The following is a 14,831-nucleotide window of genomic DNA, read 5'->3' as shown; positions in this document are numbered from 1 at the left end:
GCTCGCACTGGCGGACCTGCTCCGCATCCCGCCGGGTGAGCCGATGTACACGTACGACGCCTTGCAGACCGCGGATCACGGCCAGCTCCGCCAGCTCCACCGCACATACATCGCGTTCTCGGTACTGATCGACACCAAGTACGAGGAGGAGGCACCGCCGCCGGCGCCGGAGCTCTACAGGGCGCTAACGGCCCTGGCCACGAACTCCACTTCACGGAGTACGTCCGCACTCGCATGCCCCTACCGGACCAGGCCCAAGCGCTGCGCCTTGCCGACGGGGTCCCTCTGCTCCACACCATCCGCGTGACCCTCACCGCGTCAGATAGGCCTCTCGCCCTGGAGGAGTTCCAACCTTCCTGGGGACGAGCTAGAGGTGTCGTTCCGGCTGTAGCACAGACCGAGTTGGCTCAGATTTTCTCCACGTCATCAAGGCGGCTCGCTCCGCTCACCGCGGGCGGCCCGGCCCCCGGCCGGGCCTGTGCTCCTGTCGCCGCCCCGCTCCAGCCCGGCCAGCGCCCGTGCCGCGCTCAGAACGATTTGCCGCCTGATGCCAGAGAAGAGGTATGTCATGGCTGGGGCGGTCGGCCCCGCGGCTTTACGGAGCCACTTTGGCGCGAGCCTCGAAGGCCATGGCCCCAACGTCGTGCTTTACCGGGCAGGTCCACAGTCTGCCCGACGCGCCGGAAGCCTACGGGGCCATGATCACTCGCGCCACAGCAGCGCCACCCCAAAGCCGCTCCGCCTACCTCTTCGCGTGCAGGTCTGGCACGGCTAAGTGGTTTTACCCGATCGGCCCTTGCTGTCGGCTTGGTACGTATACCATCGCGATCACCACGCAGCGCGACAGCGCAGACGGCGCATGGCGGCTATCCCACCGAAGCGAGGAATACGTGACAGAGACCGGGAACAGGAGGCGGTACGCCAACAAGCCCTCAGACCTCGAATTCAGAGTTGGCGGATACAAGTCCTTGCGGGAAATGACCTCCATTCCTATCAAGCCGTTGACCCTAATCGGGGGCGCTAACAGCTCAGGAAAGTCCAGCTTCATGCAGGCGATCCTACTATTGAAGCAGACCATTGAAGCACAATTCGATCCAGGCCCTCTACTCCTGGATGGCCCTAACGTTGCAATCACTTCGACCACGCAAATGTTCTCCAGAGGGAAGTCGAGCAAAGATATCGCCAAGAGCATGAAGATTGGCATGGCAACGAAGAAGACCAGCGTCGATCTCACTTTCACCAAAGGGAGTAAGGGGTTGAAGCTGGACAGTATGGAGATCGAACAGGGAGGGAAGCGGGTCAAGCTTAACGAGAGCACTAAAGGCGGGAAGGAATTCATCGACGAATTGCCGGCTTTCAGGAAGGACATTAGAAGGTTGCTCGACTCCGAGAGGGAGGTCACCTTCTTCACTCGACGGAATCGAAGTTTCTTTGATGTCGTCCTGAAGATGGAAGAATTCTCCGGAACGACAGGGATTCCTTACGACCCCGTCAACTCGTTTCGGAGAATCGCCCTGGAGGTGATCCATGTTCCAGGGCTGCGCGGCAACCCGGAAAGAGTGTATCCGAGTTCTGCAGTGGGGAGTGCGTTCCCAGGGAGGTTTGAGAAATACGTCGCCAGCCTGATTCATGATTGGCAGACATCAAAAGGAGAGAAGGCTCTGCGTCTGAAATCCTTGAATCAGGACTTGGAGGCGCTTGGCCTTACCTGGAAGGTAATGGCACGCCCCGTAAACGACACAAGCGTGGAACTACTGGTAGGGCGGATGCCTCATGCTCAGCAAGGTGGCGCTCTGGACGTTGTAAATATCGCAGACGTTGGCTTTGGGGTATCGCAAACCCTTCCGGTGCTAGTTGCGCTCTCAGTGGCGCGCCCTGGTCAGATCGTCTATCTCGAGCAGCCAGAAATCCATCTTCACCCGAAAGCTCAGGCAGCACTGGCCAAAATTTTGGTCAGGCACGCCTTGCGTGGTGTGCGAGTCGTTGCCGAGACGCATAGCTCACTTCTCATTAAGGCAGTACAAACCGCCGTCGCTCTCGATGAAATTACGCCCGCGGATACGGCACTACATTGGTTTGGTCGTTCGCCTGACACCGGCGTAACAACGGTAAAAACTGCCGATCTAGACGAACTGGGGCGCTTCGGAGATTGGCCAGTTGACTTCGATGACATCGCTCTTGAGGCAGAAATGAGTTACTTGAATGCAGTAGAGGATCGCATCGAGGCCGACGGGGATCAAGAGTAGGAAAACAGGGGGGCAGTATGACGTTGAGGGTGGTAGTTGACGCCTGCGTCGGCAAAGAGGCAAGCGAAGCGAATTTGCCGCGATCCAGAAATTCAAGGCTTGTCATGAGCGAGCTCCTCAAGCAGAGAATTCCGGTCGACTTCACTCCCGAGGTTGAACGGGAGTGGAAAAAACACGCTTCCTCATTCTCTGTCAAGTGGCGTTACCAGATGGTCACGAGAAAGTTGATAACGCAGGGGAAGGATAAGCCGAGTAATTTGCTGCGGAAGGAGATCAAAGATCTCCTTGATGACCCTCACGACGTTGCTGCACTTCTGAAGGATGTGCACCTGCTAGAGATTGGCTTGAACCACGGTTCGGGAGTTATCTCCAGTGACGACAGGTCGGGGCGTCTTGCGAAGATCGTCGCCGGTTCATACGCTCCTCTTGAGCGAGTTCAGTGGGTAAGTCCTCATAAGCCTGAAGGTGCTTGCCTCGGATGGGTGGAGGGGAAGCTTGCTGATGCAGAAGTCGGCAGGCTCGGAAGCTAGCGTGTGGCTGGAAAGATTGATTCTCGCATCATGACCGAGTGTCTCTGGCGTCCCCAAAGCTCAGGGTGCGCGCACCGCCGTGACGGGGCCGGCCGTCGCAGGTTGCTCTGGTCGACGGCGCAAGCCAGTAGCGTGGCTGAGGCCGGTGGGGGTGCAGCGAGGCATACGCGCGCCTGGTCGGCTGGCGCACCCGCCGTCGTGGCTGGCTGTCGTCGGCTGAGGTTCGTGCCACAACCGTGCCAGATGCAGGGGTCAGCCACGGTCAACTAGGGTGCGATGCGGTCGAGTTCTCGATTGCCTCACCAAGTACCGAAGCACCAGGTCATCGCCGTGATCGTCCGGCCTCTCTCCTAAAGCGGGGGTCGCCGGTTCGAATCCTGCCGGGGGGCCAGCGCTAGGTCGTGGGGCGAACCTGTCTGACAAGCTGCGGGTCAGGTACATAAGGTGACTGGTTCATGGCTGAAGAGGGCATCGTGTCCTGGACAAGGGCAGAGCCGAGAACCTGGCGTTGCCGAGAACACATCGGCCACGCCGCTAGGGGGGGAGATCGCATGGAGACGGAAAATTCGGCCAGGCTCGCCGTACTCATCGATGCAGACAATGCCAGTCCCGCGATCGTCGAGGCTCTGCTGGCCGAGGTGGCCAAGTACGGGACCGCTTACGTCAAACGGGCCTACGGCGACTGGACTGGCACCTCGCTCAAGGGCTGGAAGGATCAGCTGCTCACCCAGTCGATCCAGCCCATCCAGCAGTTTGCTTACACGACCGGCAAGAACGCCACCGACGCGGCGATGGTAATCGATGCAATGGACCTGCTGTACACGGACCGCTTCGACGGGTTCTGCATCGTGTCGAGCGACAGTGACTTCACCCGGCTGGCCGCGAGGATCCGTGAGTCCGGTCTGACTGTATACGGCTTCGGGGAGCGGAAGACACCGAAGGCTTTCGTCGCGGCCTGCGACAAGTTCATCTACACCGAGAATCTCACCTACACCCAGAGCGCTCCCCGGTCCTCCCTGAGACCGGCTCCGGACCGGTCCGTGGAAGGCAAGCCATGGGACGATGCCCTCCTCAGTCTCCTGCGTAGTGCCGTGGAGGACTCGTCGAACGACGACGGCTGGTCGCACCTCGGAGGCGTCGGAAACATCATCAGGAAGCGGCAACCCGACTTCGATGCACGCACTTACGGATACCTGAAGCTCATGCCTCTCATCGAGGCGACCGGTCTGTTCGACGTGGACAAACGTGATCCCGGGGACGGGAACCCAACGGTCGTCTACGTCCGTAACCGCTGACCCGTTCCACGTTGATGCCGTTAAGCCCCGCCAGCCCTGGGACGACCCTCCGCCAAGGGCTGGCGTTCGGGGACCGCCGGGCGGCTCCTGGCGCGAAGTGACGAGCGGAGGCGCCGGGGCTGGCGCACCACAACGCACCAAATCGAGCTGGGAACAGCGGGAAACCACGGTGAAAGCAGCGGTGCCAGGTTGAGCCCCTTGTGAGCGTTCGCCCAGGCCAGCCCTCGAACCGGCCGCGAAGGATCGCAGCTTCCCAAGCTGATGGCTCCATATGCGGAACTCAGCAGTCTCCGAGACCAGTTGCTGCACAGTCGCCCCCTGCGTGCACAGGTTCTGCCAGGCTCGCTTTATGGGGCGTTGCGCTGGGGTGACACGGCAGAGGCGAGCGTGCGGAAACCCGGCCGGAAGGAACGGCTACTGCCATCTGCACGGTGGTGGAGGTCGACGCAGCCGAAGCCCACGTGTCTCTACTCCTCCACGACTTCCGCGCGAGCCGGCGCGTCAGGGACCGCAGCCGCATGGCGGGCGGAGAGGCTGGTTTTGGTGGCTGAGCTGGCTCTTCATGAGTTGGTTCGAGGCACTACGTAACGCGGTAGGCCGACGCTCATAACGGTGCTGGCTGGGCCGTCCGAGGCCGCTCAACAGTGGCGAATGATGACCAACGCCGACCACCAGGCCCACCGCTCCTGAGCAGCAAAAGCCCAGCTCACCATGATCCCCGACAACACCCAGGGCACATTTGCGCAATCGTCTATCTCCACCTCTCCTACTTGGGCATTACATCCTCGAAAAGATCTCGGAGACGGGCAGATAACAGTGACCAGTCTGGCTGGCGTGCCTCCTCTTGTGAGTCATCAGGTCGTCCAGGCGGATGCGTTGATCCAGCACAGCCATGAAGTCGCCGCCGTCCATCGTGATGAACGGCGTGCTAAGGCTGTAGATCGCCAGGGCATCGGAAGTGAAGCCGCTCATGCTGACATACAGGCCGAGAGTGTTCTTGCCCTTGCGCTCGATATTGGTTTTAAAGACGTCCAGTTCCCGTCGGCCGATGCGCTCCTTCCACCACTTGGCCTCAAGAACGTAGTAGTCAGTGTCGAAGGAGAACGCGCCATCGATCTGCTCGTACTCCATGACGTAGGCCGCCCGCGGCTCCAAGTCGTACAGGGCGAACAGCTCATTGATGAAGCCCTCGAAGTCCGTCCCCCGCTGGTGCTTGTCGGTCGCGGCGTGCATCACGATGAACCGTTGCTTCAGATCGTCATGAGCTTGGGCGAAGACCCGGCTGTCCTGGTCCTTCTTCGCACTCTCGGCTATGGCCGCCGCGTGCTCCTCGTGCTCCTTGATGATGTCTTGCTGCTTGCCAGTCCAGCGCCGCAGTTCCGCGACGGCCGCCGTGGCCTTGGCCACCATGACGTCACCGTCGACCTGTCGTTCGAGGTTCGGAAACCGGTCCATGGCGGCGATGTCGAGCATGAGCGCCACGGTCACGTCCAGGTACCGGGCCTCATTGGCCCGCAGCAGTTTGACCAACTGGCCGGAGACTTCGCGTTTGGTGGCCTGGAAGTTGAGCTGCGGCAGGAGCTCACTGTGGTCCTTCAGCATCCCGCGGACGTACAGCTCAAAGGGATCTTTGTTCCAGTAGATCAACCAGAGTGCGTCGGCTAGTGCGTTGTACGCGCTGGGGTTGATCGTCTTCTTGCGGGCATCAGGCTGCTGCACCTGCCCCTCCTCCACACGCACTGTCACCGACCTATCACGGTACCGCGCGATCAGCTGATGACCAGCCCATACGACAAGGCTTGATCCTACTGGTTCGTGATGACCCGTCATTCAGGGTGTGCCGGCGGGCCGATGATGGAAGCGGATGGCGAGTGACCGAGGCGGCTTGTCCGGCTGTCATCGAGACGGACTGACGCGCCTCAGGTCCGGAAGTGCGCCGCCACGTCGTCGAGCATGTCCAGGTAGTCGCCTGCACCAACAGTGACCCCAGCCGCCTTGGAGCCGTGCAGCGCCGATGTCAGGACGATGCCGCGCAACTCTGCTGGCTGCCTAGGTTCCGCGTTCTGGAGGTGCCAACGATTGCCGTGCGCACAGGCGTTGCGGAAGTGCCGCACGAACTGAAGCAACGGGCTTGTCCTGTCACTCAGCCCTGCGCGCTGGATGGCATCACCCAGGCAGGCTGCACCATGCATCGTCGCGAAGTTCAGCAGGTCCTCACCGAGCCCAGCACCCGCAGTTGAGCTGGCCTTGGCAAAGATGTCTGTCAGCCGCTTCGCAGAGTGCGGCGTACCGTCATTGCGGTAGATGACCAGTGGTGAGTCAGCGGTTTGCTCGTACAGGTCGCGGTAGATGGCCATGAGCGGCTGACGGGGGTCAGCTAGCGGAAGTATGGCCAGGCTGAGACCGCAGAACCCAATCTTGAGTTCGTCAGCCAGCTGCGCGATGCGTTCCGCCTCGATGCTCACGGCCCGACATGTTAGGGCTCCCCTGCTTCCCTGCCCAGTGACCACTAGGTAGACCAGCACTTCAGCGTCATTCCGCCGCAGGTCAGCCCAGCAGCCACGGCAAGGAGCACGAGCTTCCCAAGTTGATGTCGCCCACCGGCATGCCGTTCGTCCGGGCTGCGGCGCTGGGGCGCCGGTCCCGGCCGAGCGGCATGCCGAGGAGCGCCCCGGAGATCGCCGAGGCGGCGCAGGCGGCAGTGCCGAGGCACGATGTCGCAAGGGGACCGGGTCGTCTGAGTGCGGAGCTACCTCAGGGATGAGGCGTAACCGACGTCCGGGAGCAGGCGCAGGCCGCTGGTGCTTCCCGTCGAGTGGTCATAGCCGGTTCACCCGTCGGGGCACGGCGCTCCGCTTCCAGTCCTGCCGTGATCAGCTGTGCCAGCAGTTCGGCAGCCTCAGGGCGAACGGCTCCCAACTGCACCAACCCATCACCGGAGACGTTGACGTCAGCCACCAGGCCGGGGAAGTCGCAGTCCAGTCCGAGCAGCACCAGTTGATCGGCCAGAGTGCCAGCGCTTCGCCGAGCGCGGTTCCAGCCGCGGACGTAGGGCACGCCAGGCGACAGGTCCTCCGCGCGCTTGGCCACCACTCCTCGCCGGTCGGTCATGACGTCAGGTCCTTCCCCTGTGCTCATTGGTAGTGGTCTGCGCAGCTTCAGCGCCGTCACGGTCCGTGCCCAAGCCGCTTGCCAGCGCCAGGCGCAAGAGCTCTGCGAGGCGTTCGGCCGTGTCGGGGGACACTCGACCCAGCTCGACGAGGCCGTGCCCGAAAGCGTTCAAATCCGCGCGCAGATAGGGGAAGTCCTTCTCCAGACCTGCGCGTACCAGGACGCCCCGTAGTGCCGTGGTGGCGTTTCGGGCCGCGTACCATCCGTCGCTATTGAGGGGCGACCACGTGGCGAAGTCGTGCCCGCTGGTCGGCTCATCCCGCATCGGTGGTGGTCTCCTCGGGAAGTGCAGCGACCGCCGCGTACGGAGTCGGGTACTGCTCGTCGAAGCGGTCGATCCTCGCCAGGAGTTCCGCGGAGGCCGCAAGAGCCGTCGCGAGGGCGACCGGGCGCAGCGGGTTGGCCTCCGGCCGGCGCGTCGGCGCGCGGAGCCACTGGTATCGGTCCGCGGAGAGCGGGATGGGGCCGGGGACTACGACGGCGGAGCCATGGCCGAGGTACCGGTACTGCGGCGGGGAGGGCGTTTCTCGCCTGAGGAAGTGCGAGAAGGTGTCGCGGCTGTTCGAGCCGAGGAAGAAGCCAACGCGCTGTGCTTGGCGGTCGACGACCGAGGGGCCGAATGGCATGCCACTGCGCAAGAGCCGGTCGAACATCTCCAGGCCGAGGCGCTGGTCTACGCTCACCACGTCGAAGAGGCGCCCCGTCGCAAGCAGGCAAGGCACCCGCGGATCATCCGCCCAGATCTGTCGGCACTGCGCGGGATCGTCCGCCGCCGCAGACAGCCATTCCATGCCGCGCCTGGTCATCCTCTGCATGACGTCTCACCTTCAGTCGGCCTACGTTGCGGCCCCGATGCCGCAGCATGTCCAGACTTCCGGTCCGGCCCCTGGCCAGGGCAGATGACAAGAGGTGCCGGGGGATGACGCGTCCACGCGCAATGCGTCATCCCCCGTCCTCTTCTTCTCTTGCAGATGAACTCCGGTTACCGCCTGCACGAAGCGATGACCAGCACGTACATTCAGTGACAGAACCCCGAGTTGTCGCACCGGCATCACGCAGGGAGTGAAAGGCGCCTTGAAGCCGAGCAGTGTCCTCTTACGTGAAGCTCGCACGGGTCGAGGCTGGAGCCAGCCGCGATTGGTAAGGGAACTACGGCAGGCTGCAGCCCAGCGCGGGCACCAACTCCCCTCGGATGCCAGCGTGAAGCGCCGTATCGCCAGCTGGGAGAACGGCCACAGCGCCCCGGACGACTTCTACGGCCCGCTGCTGTGTGACGCCTTCAGCACCAGCGCGGCCGAACTCGGTTTGAGCCACGGGGAAGTCGCCAACAGCGCTCTAATCGACGCCGCGTATCCCGCAAGCCCCGATGACGCCATTCGGACGGTCGGCCAACTGTGGCGTGCCGACCTCAATCAGTACGACCCGTTGCTCACGGCGGAGCCGTCCGAGCCCGCATGGAACGAGGCGTCCCTCCGATGGTTGGTCGCCCCCGAGCCCAGCATCCCCCAGCCTCGTACCGAAGGCGCCCGAGTCGGTCTCGGCGACGTGGCAGCAATTAAGACCACGGCGGACATGTTCGCCCAGCTCGACGACCAGTTCGGCGGAGAACACGCACGTCACTCCGTCATCCAGTACCTCAACAACGATGTGGCCCCACTCCTACGCGGCCGGTACACCGAGCAGATAGGGCGAGCCCTCTTCTCTACCGTGGCGGAAGCGACCCTCCTCGCCGGCTGGATGTCCTACGACGCCTGTCACCACGGACTCGCGCAGCGGTACCTTCTCCAGGCCCTCCGGTTCGCCCAGGACGCCAACGACCGTCGGCTTGCAGGCAGCATCCTGTCCGCGATGAGCCACCAGGCGACCTTCCTGGGGCGGTACACCGAGGCCGCCACTCTCGCGCGGGCCGCCCTCATGGGCATCTCTCCCGTGGCTACACCGACGTTGCGCGCACAGTTCCATGCGATGGAGGCACGAGCCCTGGCGCGTACCGGCGATGTCGCTGCATGCGAGGCTGCCCTGAGCGCGGCGACCAAGGCCCTCGAAAGCCGGAACAACGAGGACGAGCCGGAGTGGATCAGCTACTTCGACGAAGCCGAGCTTGCCGCCGAGGCCGCCCACTGCTTCCGTGACGTGAACAGCGCCCGCCGAGCCGTCGCCCACGCCGAGAACGCCATGAGCGGCAGCCACGTACGGAGCGACTTCTTCGCGACCATGGTCCTGGCCGATGCCCACCTACGGGCAGGGGACGTCGAGGAGGCTTGTCGGGCGGCGCTCGACGCGTTGGATCTCGGAGAACAGCTCAAGTCGGCCCGATGCATCAGCTATCTCGCCGAGTTCCGCGGCAATCTCAGCGCGGCCGGCCGAAGCGGCGCGGCGCATGAGCTTGCAGAGCAGGCCCGCGAACACAGGTTGTGGATTGCTTCGGAGCAGTACAGCTGACCATGCGCTGACGCGAGCATCGTCTGGGCGCCCTCAGAAGGGTTTCCACGCCTCGCGTCCCTCGCCCGTCCGCAGTGACCGAACACGCCGGGCGAACTCGGCGGCAGAACGTTCACTCGTTCCGGCCTGGTGACCGACCCATGCCACCATCATGAGTTCTCGGAGGTCGGCCAAGGTCTCGTAGCCTGGCCAGTTCATGAGGTCGAAGCCGTACCGGTGGACGAACTCCGCGTACTCCGTCTTCGAATGCCACCCGTATCGGTCGTGGTAGATCGCCGTCAGGATCAGGTCCCACTCGCGTGGAGCGAGCGCGAAGCCGTCCAGGTCGATGAGTACCGCTTGCCCGTCCCGGTGCCGGAGGATGTTCCCGATGTTGGCGTCTCCGTGGATCATGCCGAAGGGAAGGACGAAGTCCAGCCGGTCATAGTCCTTGGAGAGCCTGGCCGCTCGCTCCTCCAGAAAGGCCCTGTCTTCCTCGGCCACGCCGTCCAGCCCGTCGAGGGACGCCGTCAGCTTGGCCATCGGATCGAAGTACGGCAGGCCGAGCGACTCAGGTTCTTCCAGCCAGTGCAGGCGGCGCAACAGGTCGGCCAGCTCGCCGAGCGTCGCGTACTCCTCGTTCTCCTGGACGCTCTCCCAGAAGGTGACCACCAGGCCGCCGACGACCACCGGCTGACTCACCGAGGCCGGCACCGGGGCAGCCGGAAAGTTCTCTGCCTCCAGCCATCGGGCCACGTTCACGGCCCGTTTCATCTCCGCCAGCACCGCCGGATCGCGGGCGATACGGACGATGACCGGAGACGAGGCCAAGCGGTAGACCGCGTTCGACCCCAGCCGCAGCAACTCGGCGCCGCGGGAGTCGAGTCCGGCCGTCTCACACGACTCATGCAGGATGGGCGCCAGGCCCTCCGCCGTGAAGTCCGTGCCGCCGTCGACCGGTCCCCCATCGCTGCCCGAGATCATGCTTCGACGATACGGCCCGGAGTCCCCAGCCGACAGGCGGCCCACGTAATAGGGACGTAATGATCTTCCTTGGCGCCTGCCTGCTCAGAGCCTCCGGTGCAGGTCAGGGTCCCGGCGGAGTCCTGCTCTCACCTGGCCTCCGGAGCCGTGTGCGCAGGTTCGAATCCTGCCGGGGCACTTCGCAGGAAGTGCCCAAGACCCCGCCATCAGTGAGTTCGCTGAGGACGGGGTCTTTGCGTATGTGCAGGCGGATGCGGTCGGAAGCAGCCGTTTGCCAGTGATCGCGTTGTCCCGCTCGCTGGGGAACAGCCGCCCGTCCTCCGCCGTGCCGAACTCGCCCAAGTGGTCGAGGAGCAGCCGCACGAGTGGTGGCGGAATCGGCACGATGCGTTCCCCGCTCTGGGATCGCTGCTTCGGCCCGGGCCGGTCAGGTGGGGCGGTGTGGGTGTTCGCGGTGGGCGAAGTCCGTTGACCGGGTGCGGCGGTCGGGGGCGAAGGCGTCGGTGGCGCCGGCTCCCTTGCCCGGGCTGGTGTTCCAGTCCCGGATCGTGCGGGCGACCCGCTTCGTCTTGGGGTGCGTCGGTGCGAGGGCGATCTCGAAGTGCGACTCCTTCGGTGTGGCGAAGTCGCCGCCCCACGCCACCGTGCCGTCCAGCTCGGCCAGGATGTCGCGGATCACCACCAGCTCCGCCGGGTACAGCCCGCCGGCGACGCCCAGCGGGTAGGCGTGCGGCCGAACGGTCAGCGCCGTGCCGGAGAGGCGGTTGGACTCGAAGGGGTGGCTGACGCGCCGGGAGGTGCCGTGGCCGTGGAGGTCGCCGGTGCGCAGCGCGTCGATCTCGTAGTGGAACCGGCGGGCGATGTGCAGGAGGAGCACGGACGGGTCGCCGGGGGCCAGGCGCACCGTCACGCCGCTGCCCTCGACGAGGTACTCCTCCGTGTCGGTCTCGGCCAGCACCTTCCAGCCGTTGGCGCTGGTGCCCTCGCGCCATTGCGGCGCGGTCGCGGGGGCGGCGCCGGCCGGCGGGGCGACGGCCGTCTGCCCCAGCGTCACCGCTGCCAGGGCACCGGCGGTGCCGCCCATCAGGCCGCGGCGGGACATTCCACGTACGCTCACGGGCATCTCCCTCTCCCTCTTCCTCTCCCGGCTCCCGGGTGAACTCGTTCGCATCTCAGGACTCCCCGTCCACTCGGCCGCGGAGGACGTCCAGGAAGCCCAGCCAGAACCGCTCCAGTTCGGAATAGGGGAGCATCGCGGGCTGGACGACCGTTCCCCGGAGCAGCAGCAGGCCGGTGCGGACGAAGTCGACCGGGGACTCGGAGGTCGTCAGGATGTTGGACGCCGCGAAACCGGCGTCGTCGGCGTTGCCGGTGAAGCGCGAGTTCCAGAAGGAGGTGAACCGGCTTTCTCCGCCGCCGCCTTCGTAGTGTTCCCTGATGGCGGTCACGATGTCCCGGTTCGACCGGCACGCCTGCGCGATGAGGTAGCCGTCGACGTCCTCGATGAAGTCGGAGTTGCCGAAGCTGGTCTGCGCGTCCGGGTTCGCCATGTTCGCGTTGACGAAGTCCCGGCCGTCCGGATACGCGTCCAGGGCGCCCCTCCAGTCCGCGTACAGGGTGATGAGGTCGCCGCCCCAGCCCGCCACGTCACCGCCGTTCACACTCCGCCGGTTCGCCTCGGGCGGGACGACGAGGGCTCCGTTGGCCGTCGCCAGCAGGTGTTCGGCACCCAGATGTGCCCCGGTGAAGGGGTCGACGAACTGCTTCGGCACCGTCATGCCGCGCGCCTCGGCGTAGGCGACGAAGTCCTTGTCGAGGTTCCCGATGAGGTACACCCAGTCCGGTCCCCCGTACGCGTCGTGGCGCACGAACTCCATGACCAGTTGGTCGGGGTCGCCCTTGCCGTACTGCACGGCGAGGCCGTACAGATCCTCGATCGCGGCGATGAATCCGTCGTACTGCACGGCGGGCTGGTTGACGGACGCGGATGCCCTGTCCCGGCCGGAGACGGCGTCCCGGTCGAGGTCGAAGGAGTCCGCGCCGTTGGTGACCGCGATCTCCTGGATCTGGTTGAACGACCAGTTCGCAGGCAGCGGGTATCCCAGGTTGCCGGAGAATCCCCACGACATTCCCGAGACGAAGGAGTACTTCGCGCCCGCCCGCTCCGTGACGTTGGCGCACACGTTGCGGGATCCGTACACCCCGAGCCGGTATCGCCCGCCGCGCTGCTTCAGGGCGGTGGCCACACCCTGGAAGTACGGAACGATGGCGGAGTTGATCTCGGCCTGGGTGGCGTCGTAGTCCACGGCGAAGTAGATCACCGTGCCCCAGTTGAAGCCGTACTCGCGTGCGAGGTCGTGCGCCAGGGCTCCGTGCTCGTACCCCTGCGTCGTGGTGAAGTCGCCCAGGGTGCGGGCGTTCGCCTGGAAGATCGGGAACACCTTCAGGCCGGCGGCGAAGATGGTGTCCAGCTCTCCCGGCTTGATCTCCTTGTCCAGGGTCGAGCCCGGGGGGTCGTACAGATAGCGGCCGACCACCTCGTAGTCGCGGTCCGTCAGCCATCGGGCGCGGGCCGGGGTGATCTCGAACCGGGTGTCCGAGCCGGTCACGGGGCGGGACGCGTCTCCCATGGAGACCAGCAGCTGGCACCAGGTGCCGTAGTCGCCCTCGCCGCGCTCCAGGAGGGAGAAGTCCTGGAACTCCCGTACCCATGCGGCGAGTTCGGCGCCGAACGTGTCGGTGAACCCGGCGGTCGCACCTCCGGGGAGCGGCGAGTTGAACACGCACGCGGCGGAGAACAGCTGGGTCATGACTCCGCTGTCCCCCTGCCCCACCGGGTTGCTGCGCAGGCCGGCCTTGGTTCCGTCCCCGAAGTTGCCGTTGGGGACCGGCACTCCTATCTCGTACTGGAGGGCGATCATGAGCGCCTTCTGCACGTCCCGCGAGTAGTGCCCGTCACAGGGTCCCACGGCGTAGGCGTCCCGCTGCCAGTAGTGGCCGTTCAGCCACTGCTGGACCTGTCGCACGGCGTCGGTACCGCCGGCGGTGCGGACATAGGCGTCCAGGTTGAGGATGCACTTGAAGATGCGCGCCTGCACCGTGGTGTCCGCGGGGAGTCCCATGTCGGACTTCATCTCGTCGACCGCGTCGCCGGTGGCGGGTTCGATCTCGCCGGTGTCGTAGTAGCCGCCCCAGTAGCCCTTGCAGAACAGGGCGTGTTTGAGGATGCGCGCGATGTTGGCGTTCTCGGCCCACGCCACGTGCAGGGGGCCGAGGGCCTCCAGGCGGGACAGGGTGGTCGGGCCGAAGGACGCGACCACGGGGCTGATGCCCAGCTCGTGCTGGAGGCCCATGGTCAGGGCGTGCATGGTCCCCCAGCCGGTGATGCCGTCCTCGGCACACCGGACGTACCCGGCGACGCCGGAGTATGTTGCGTTGGCCCATCGCTGGGCTGCGAGTACCTTTTCGTCGGCCATGCGCCTTCCACGGAGTCGAGTGTCGTCACAGCGCCGGGATCACCGGACCGGTCAGCCGCCGGGGACGAAGCAGGTGGCGTTGGTCGTGTAGGAGGCGGTCTCCCACAGGTTCGATCCCACGCCCGCCTCGGGGTTCTCGAAGCGGTAGCTGCCGCTGGCGGCACGGATGAAGGTGACGGTGCGCGCCTTGCCGGTGTAGGTGACCCTGCCGGTGCTCCCTCTGAGGTGGTTGTCCGCGATGCTGAAGGTGTCGCCGCCCACGGCGCCGTCCGCGGCCAGGCCCCACCTCGCTTGCAGTTTCTTCGTCGCGTAGGTGGTGTTGGGGCCGTAGTCGCAGTCGATGTCCGCGTAGTCGAAGGTCGAGCCGTTCTGCTCCGTGGCCCCCTCTGCCCACAGGACGTACTGCCACAGCCCGACCGCGTTGGACACCCGGTACCTGCTTCCCGTCCAGAGGGGACCCTCGTCCCCCCAGTCGTCGGTGATGGTGCCGCTGCCGAAGACGACTCCCTGCGACACGTTCGCCGACGCCGGGCTCGTGCTCAGCGCCATCGCCCCCACGGCGACGCCTGCGACGAGCGCGACCAGGCTCTTTCTGACCGACATGAGTACCCCCGGATGCTTCGGAGAGGGAGGCGGCGGAATCGCGCGCCTCGTTCTTTTCCCCCGTACGTCGCGCACCCTAGCCCGGTGCGGTCACCCGGTGTGCCG

At 65.1% G+C, this 14,831-nt stretch carries 13 protein-coding genes and 1 tRNA gene; 5 read left to right on the top strand and 9 right to left on the bottom strand.

Features of this window, described 5'->3' with window-relative positions:
• The first annotated feature begins 563 nt into the window (after positions 1–563).
• The 3 genes from ACZ7MF_RS06265 to ACZ7MF_RS06255 all read left to right on the top strand — a co-directional run bounded on the left by ACZ7MF_RS06265 (position 564) and on the right by ACZ7MF_RS06255 (position 4,071).
• Positions 564–2,246: an AAA family ATPase gene (locus ACZ7MF_RS06265; protein ID WP_471474807.1), complete on the top strand. Its 1,683-nt coding sequence runs from the start codon at positions 564–566 to the stop codon at positions 2,244–2,246.
• Between the two features lie 104 nt (positions 2,247–2,350).
• Entirely contained in the window at positions 2,351–2,776 is a 426-nt protein-coding gene (locus ACZ7MF_RS06260) for a hypothetical protein (protein ID WP_471474806.1), read from the top strand.
• 551 nt (positions 2,777–3,327) lie between these two features.
• Entirely contained in the window at positions 3,328–4,071 is a 744-nt protein-coding gene (locus ACZ7MF_RS06255; RefSeq protein ID WP_471474804.1) for an NYN domain-containing protein, read from the top strand.
• Positions 4,072–4,848: 777 nt separating this feature from the next.
• Here ACZ7MF_RS06255 and ACZ7MF_RS06250 read toward each other — a convergent pair.
• From ACZ7MF_RS06250 to ACZ7MF_RS06230, 5 genes are all read right to left on the bottom strand, one after another.
• A complete protein-coding gene (locus tag ACZ7MF_RS06250) occupies positions 4,849–5,790 on the bottom strand; it encodes a restriction endonuclease (protein ID WP_471474803.1) in 942 nt (313 codons plus the stop codon).
• A gap of 200 nt (positions 5,791–5,990) precedes the next feature.
• Complete coding sequence (locus ACZ7MF_RS06245; RefSeq protein ID WP_471474802.1) at positions 5,991–6,536, bottom strand: hypothetical protein; 546 nt, start codon at positions 6,534–6,536, stop codon at positions 5,991–5,993.
• Between the two features lie 289 nt (positions 6,537–6,825).
• On the bottom strand, positions 6,826–7,182 hold the full coding sequence (locus tag ACZ7MF_RS06240; protein ID WP_387062265.1) for a hypothetical protein: 357 nt from the start codon (positions 7,180–7,182) through the stop codon (positions 6,826–6,828).
• A 4-nt stretch (positions 7,183–7,186) separates the two neighbouring features.
• A complete protein-coding gene (locus ACZ7MF_RS06235) occupies positions 7,187–7,507 on the bottom strand; it encodes a hypothetical protein (protein ID WP_471474800.1) in 321 nt (106 codons plus the stop codon).
• The gene (locus tag ACZ7MF_RS06230) at positions 7,497–8,057 is read right to left on the bottom strand and encodes a bifunctional DNA primase/polymerase (RefSeq protein ID WP_471474799.1); all 561 of its coding nucleotides are present in this window, start codon (positions 8,055–8,057) and stop codon (positions 7,497–7,499) included. Before ACZ7MF_RS06230 ends, ACZ7MF_RS06235 begins: the two co-directional genes overlap by 11 nt.
• A gap of 385 nt (positions 8,058–8,442) precedes the next feature.
• On the opposite strand from ACZ7MF_RS06230, the gene ACZ7MF_RS06225 reads away from it, so the two are divergent.
• Positions 8,443–9,684, top strand: a complete 1,242-nt coding sequence (locus tag ACZ7MF_RS06225) for a hypothetical protein (protein ID WP_471474798.1) — start codon at positions 8,443–8,445, stop codon at positions 9,682–9,684.
• Between the two features lie 33 nt (positions 9,685–9,717).
• Here the strand turns inward: ACZ7MF_RS06225 and ACZ7MF_RS06220 are convergent, their stop codons facing one another.
• Complete coding sequence (locus ACZ7MF_RS06220; RefSeq protein WP_471475202.1) at positions 9,718–10,647, bottom strand: phosphotransferase family protein; 930 nt, start codon at positions 10,645–10,647, stop codon at positions 9,718–9,720.
• An 89-nt stretch (positions 10,648–10,736) separates the two neighbouring features.
• Between ACZ7MF_RS06220 and ACZ7MF_RS06215 the strand changes: the two genes are divergently transcribed.
• Positions 10,737–10,824: transfer RNA gene (locus ACZ7MF_RS06215), tRNA-Arg, on the top strand.
• A gap of 250 nt (positions 10,825–11,074) precedes the next feature.
• Here the strand turns inward: ACZ7MF_RS06215 and ACZ7MF_RS06210 are convergent.
• From ACZ7MF_RS06210 to ACZ7MF_RS06200, 3 genes are read right to left on the bottom strand one after another with little or no spacing between them, the layout of a single operon-like run.
• The gene (locus ACZ7MF_RS06210; protein WP_471474797.1) at positions 11,075–11,764 is read right to left on the bottom strand and encodes a hypothetical protein; all 690 of its coding nucleotides are present in this window, start codon (positions 11,762–11,764) and stop codon (positions 11,075–11,077) included.
• 55 nt (positions 11,765–11,819) lie between these two features.
• On the bottom strand, positions 11,820–14,123 hold the full coding sequence (locus ACZ7MF_RS06205) for a glycoside hydrolase domain-containing protein (RefSeq protein ID WP_471474795.1): 2,304 nt from the start codon (positions 14,121–14,123) through the stop codon (positions 11,820–11,822).
• 51 nt (positions 14,124–14,174) lie between these two features.
• The gene (locus ACZ7MF_RS06200; RefSeq protein ID WP_471474794.1) at positions 14,175–14,726 is read right to left on the bottom strand and encodes a peptidoglycan-binding domain-containing protein; all 552 of its coding nucleotides are present in this window, start codon (positions 14,724–14,726) and stop codon (positions 14,175–14,177) included.
• Positions 14,727–14,831 lie beyond the last annotated feature (105 nt).

Source organism: Streptomyces sp. NPDC111628 (assembly GCF_055635195.1).
The sequence above is the reverse complement of the archived record's forward strand: the minus strand, read 5'-3'. Positions and strand labels throughout refer to the sequence as shown.

Bases quoted from the DNA above. Each gene is read 5' to 3' on its own strand.
- ACZ7MF_RS06265 (WP_471474807.1), top strand. From the start codon at position 564: ATGTCATGGCTGGGGCGGTCGGCCCCGCGGCTTTACGGAGCCACTTTG.
- ACZ7MF_RS06260 (WP_471474806.1), top strand. From the start codon at position 2,351: ATGAGCGAGCTCCTCAAGCAGAGAATTCCGGTCGACTTCACTCCCGAG.
- ACZ7MF_RS06255 (WP_471474804.1), top strand. From the start codon at position 3,328: ATGGAGACGGAAAATTCGGCCAGGCTCGCCGTACTCATCGATGCAGAC.
- ACZ7MF_RS06240 (WP_387062265.1), bottom strand. From the start codon at position 7,182: ATGACCGACCGGCGAGGAGTGGTGGCCAAGCGCGCGGAGGACCTGTCG.
- ACZ7MF_RS06235 (WP_471474800.1), bottom strand. From the start codon at position 7,507: ATGCGGGATGAGCCGACCAGCGGGCACGACTTCGCCACGTGGTCGCCC.
- ACZ7MF_RS06230 (WP_471474799.1), bottom strand. From the start codon at position 8,057: ATGCAGAGGATGACCAGGCGCGGCATGGAATGGCTGTCTGCGGCGGCG.
- ACZ7MF_RS06220 (WP_471475202.1), bottom strand. From the start codon at position 10,647: ATGATCTCGGGCAGCGATGGGGGACCGGTCGACGGCGGCACGGACTTC.
- ACZ7MF_RS06205 (WP_471474795.1), bottom strand. From the start codon at position 14,123: ATGGCCGACGAAAAGGTACTCGCAGCCCAGCGATGGGCCAACGCAACA.
- ACZ7MF_RS06200 (WP_471474794.1), bottom strand. From the start codon at position 14,726: ATGTCGGTCAGAAAGAGCCTGGTCGCGCTCGTCGCAGGCGTCGCCGTG.